This window comes from Synechococcus sp. BA-120 BA3 (genome assembly GCF_034931285.1).
GTDB lineage: Bacteria > Cyanobacteriota > Cyanobacteriia > PCC-6307 > Cyanobiaceae > Cyanobium.
In genome coordinates this window covers 1-3122 of record NZ_JAYGHZ010000115.1, presented here as the reverse complement: position 1 = coordinate 3122, position 3122 = coordinate 1, and the positions used below count along the sequence as shown (strand labels likewise).

Annotated in this window: 5 protein-coding genes, 1 tRNA gene and 1 pseudogene; 4 read left to right on the top strand and 3 right to left on the bottom strand. The window is 69.9% G+C overall.

Going from position 1 to position 3122, the window contains the following annotated elements; genetic code table 11:
• A partial coding sequence (locus VB737_RS06130; RefSeq protein ID WP_500312001.1) for an aldo/keto reductase occupies nt 1-805 on the bottom strand: 805 nt, incomplete at its 3' end.
• A 63-nt stretch (nt 806-868) separates the two neighbouring features.
• Here VB737_RS06130 and VB737_RS06125 point away from each other — a divergent pair.
• From VB737_RS06125 to VB737_RS06115, 3 genes are all read left to right on the top strand, one after another.
• Complete coding sequence (locus VB737_RS06125; RefSeq protein WP_500311999.1) at nt 869-1054, top strand: DUF8639 family protein; 186 nt, start codon at nt 869-871, stop codon at nt 1052-1054.
• Entirely contained in the window at nt 1051-1584 is a 534-nt protein-coding gene (locus VB737_RS06120; RefSeq protein ID WP_500311997.1) for a hypothetical protein, read from the top strand. Before VB737_RS06125 ends, VB737_RS06120 begins: the two co-directional genes overlap by 4 nt.
• 259 nt (nt 1585-1843) lie before the next feature.
• Nucleotides 1844-2482, top strand: coding sequence for a class I SAM-dependent methyltransferase (locus VB737_RS06115; protein WP_500311995.1), 639 nt, complete (start codon nt 1844-1846; stop codon nt 2480-2482).
• 47 nt (nt 2483-2529) lie between these two features.
• Here VB737_RS06115 and VB737_RS06110 read toward each other — a convergent pair whose 3' ends face one another.
• Entirely contained in the window at nt 2530-2715 is a 186-nt protein-coding gene (locus VB737_RS06110; protein WP_146134626.1) for a hypothetical protein, read from the bottom strand.
• Between the two features lie 105 nt (nt 2716-2820).
• Nucleotides 2821-2891: transfer RNA gene (locus tag VB737_RS06105), tRNA-Cys, on the bottom strand.
• Nucleotides 2892-2935: 44 nt separating this feature from the next.
• On the opposite strand from VB737_RS06105, the pseudogene VB737_RS06100 reads away from it, so the two are divergent.
• Nucleotides 2936-3122: pseudogene (locus VB737_RS06100) on the top strand (lipid-A-disaccharide synthase-related protein); the annotation flags it as partial.

Below are 3122 nucleotides of genomic sequence, written 5' to 3'. Positions count from 1 at the left end.
CCATCGGGGCGTCGTGGGCGCGGGCGATCCGCTCCATGGTCTGCAGCAGCGGCTGGATGCGGGGCCGCAGGCGCCGGAACAGCAGGCCCCGCGGTCCCGGAGGCAGGCCCGCCCGGGCCTCCCCCGGGGACTGGGCCAGCAGCCCCAGGGCCAGGGGGCTGTAGGCGAGCAGCTCAATGCCCAGCTCCCGGCAGACCGGAGCCACCCCCTGGTCTGCGAGCGCCTCAGGGGCCAGCAGGGAGAGCTGCACCTGCAGGCTGGCGAGACGCAGGCCGCGCCGGGCCAGCTGTTCGTGCACCCGGCGCAGGCGGCGTGGGCCCAGGTTGGAGACCCCAAGACTGCCCACCCGGCCCTCGGCCACCAGATCCGCCAGTCCCTCCAGCAGCGCCCCCTCCTGCCAGGGGGCGTAGCGGGCCGTGCTCCAGTGCAGCTGCACCCTGTCCAGGTGGCCCCTCAGCCGTTGGCGGGAGGCCTCGAACGCCGCCTCGAAGCCCCGGCGACCCAGGCGCCAGGGGAACGGGGCCAGCTTGGTGGCCACGGTCAGCCGCTGGCGCCGGTCCGGTGGCAGGGCCTCGACGAAGTCGCCCAGGAGCGACTCGCTGCGTCCCCCGTAACGGCCGGTGCCATAGGAATCAGCCGTATCGAAGAACGTCAGCCCCAGCTCCACCGCGCGGCGGAAGCAGGCGGCCAGGGTCTCGTCCTGGGCGGGGTCGTACCGCCAGAGGAACTGGTTGCCCCAGGCCCAGGTGCCGACCCCGACCCCGGGGACGACCGGCGGCGGCGGCGGGGGCAGGATGTCGGCCATGGCGATCACGCAGCTCCCGGTCCGTTGCCATGATCGACCCGAACCTCCCCCCGGGGACCCGCGATGACCAACCCCGCGGCCCTCGGGCCGGCGCCCTCCCCGGCCAGGCCCACCGCCCCGCACGCCGTCTCGCCCACCGCCGCGACCCCTGGCCGTGGCGCCGATCCTGTGCTCTGTCAGCACTGCGGCCGGACCGCCAGCAACGGGATCAGCTGCCAGGGCATCTGCGTCGCCGATTCGGGCTATTGAAGCTCCGGCCCGGCCCGGCGGCCCTGGCCGCCTTGAGCCTGCTGCTGGCCGCGGGCCTCCCCTGGGCACCCCTGGGGGCCAGGGAACTGTCCGGCGACGATTTCGGTCGCTGGGAAAGGCCCCTGCGCCGCTGCAGCGTCATCACCCCCTCCGGCACGACGGGGCCGGTGCCACCCCCGGCCAGCTGCCGCCTGCTGCGGCTGGACCAGCAGATCGAGGGCCTGCTCAGTGTCCGGTTCCTGCAGCCCGGTGGCGACAACGCCTTCCTCGATCGCCAGCTCGTCTTCGCCGGGGTGCTGGCGGAAGGCTCCGCCGCCATGGCCTGCCACCGGAGCCGCTGTGAGCCGCGCTGGCCGGTGCGGCTGCGGGTCAGCGCCGTGGGGCAGGCGGGATTCGGTGACGGGGAGGCGGCGCTCGGGCTGACCAGGGCCGAGCTGGCCAGCGGACAGTGCCTGCTCGACGATCGCTCCTTTCGCTGCGAGGCCACCGGCCCGGAAGGGCGGCAGTGGCGGGTGGAGGCCGCCCCCTGAACGGGCCGGGAGCGGGAGGGAGAGGGACGACGGAGATGACGATCGGCAACGAAGGCCACAGACAGGAACGCCGCTCTTCAGATTCTCTTTATGATTGATCCGTCCGGGAGATGGCCATGCCCCCATCCACGTCCCTGCTGGCCCTGGTGGGCGTTGTGGGTTTCGCCATCATCTCGCTGCTCATGGGCGTTCTCCCCTGAGAGGCAACGGCGGGTCGATCGAACGTCGCCGCTAGGGTGCCGACGACCCGCCGGACGGCATGTCGACCAAGGACGCCTTCACCCGCATCTATCAACGTGACACCTGGGGGGGAGGCTCGGGACAGGGATCCCGGCCGGAGTTCAACGGCGAATACATCGCCACCCTGCAGCGCTTCCTGCGCCTCAACGACATCGGCAGCGTCGTTGATTTCGGGTGCGGCGACTGGCAGTTCTCCCGCCTGATCCACTGGGGGGACATCACCTACACCGGGGTCGACATCGTCGATTCGGTGGTGGCGGCCAACCGCGAACGCCATGCCAGCGAGACGGTTCACTTCCAGCTGTTCGACGACCTGGCCAGCCTCCCCCCTGCCGATCTGATCCTTGTCAAGGATGTGCTGCAGCACCTTCCCAACACGCTGGTGCGGGAATATCTCGACCACTTCAAGAGCAAGTACCGCTGGCTGATCGTCACCAATGATGATCTGCCCCAGTCAGGACTGAATCAGGAGATCGATGCGGGCGCCTGGCGTCCCCTGCGTCTGGATCTCCCGCCCTTCAGCGAGCACTGCTCCACCCTGGCCCAGTGGGTCGTGCTGACGGAATCCTCCATGAGTCTGCACAGGAAGCGGGCGGATCTGATCCTTGGTGAGGGGCCGCGCCGGCCGCATCGCCGCCCTGACGATCAGACGGCTTGAAACCAGCATTGGGGGCCGGGGACGGCGGCTCAATCAGCGGGAACGATTCACCAGTTGCCGACTCTTTTGAGCGCGGTGTAATACTCGATGATGGCGTCCTCCAGGATGGCCCTAGGGGTGGAGGGAAGCTGAATTCTTTCGCGATAGGCCTGGATCTTTTCAATCATCTCCAGACATTCCTCGCTGAGCAGAGCCACGAACGGATCCGGCTCTTCCGGGGAATTGGCTGCCACCGCAGTCCTCTTCGGCATGTCCGGTGCAGTCTGCCACCCATGGGCGGTCACCGTGCCGGCCCCCCACGCACTGGGGAGCGGCCAGGAGACCCCCGGTTGTTGCAGAGGCGGCACCCAGATTCGAACTGGGGATAAAGGATTTGCAATCCTCTGCCTTACCACTTGGCCATGCCGCCTGCCGGGGAGCAAACTCCCTGCAGCGGATCGTATCAGCCATGGCATGTCCTCCCCCCGTCTGCTGGTTCTGAGCAACGGCCATGGGGAGGATCTGATCGCCCTGCGGCTGATCGAGGCCCTCAGGCGGCAGGCCCCCGGTCTGGAGGTCGACGTGCTGCCGCTGGTGGGGGTCGGCCAGGCCTACGCCGGCGCCGAGGCGGCCGGCGAGCTGCGGCGAGGCGGCCCGCGGC

Coding starts and splice junctions, on each gene's coding strand:
- VB737_RS06125 (WP_500311999.1), top strand. CDS start 869: ATGACCAACCCCGCGGCCCTCGGGCCGGCGCCCTCCCCGGCCAGGCCC.
- VB737_RS06115 (WP_500311995.1), top strand. CDS start 1,844: ATGTCGACCAAGGACGCCTTCACCCGCATCTATCAACGTGACACCTGG.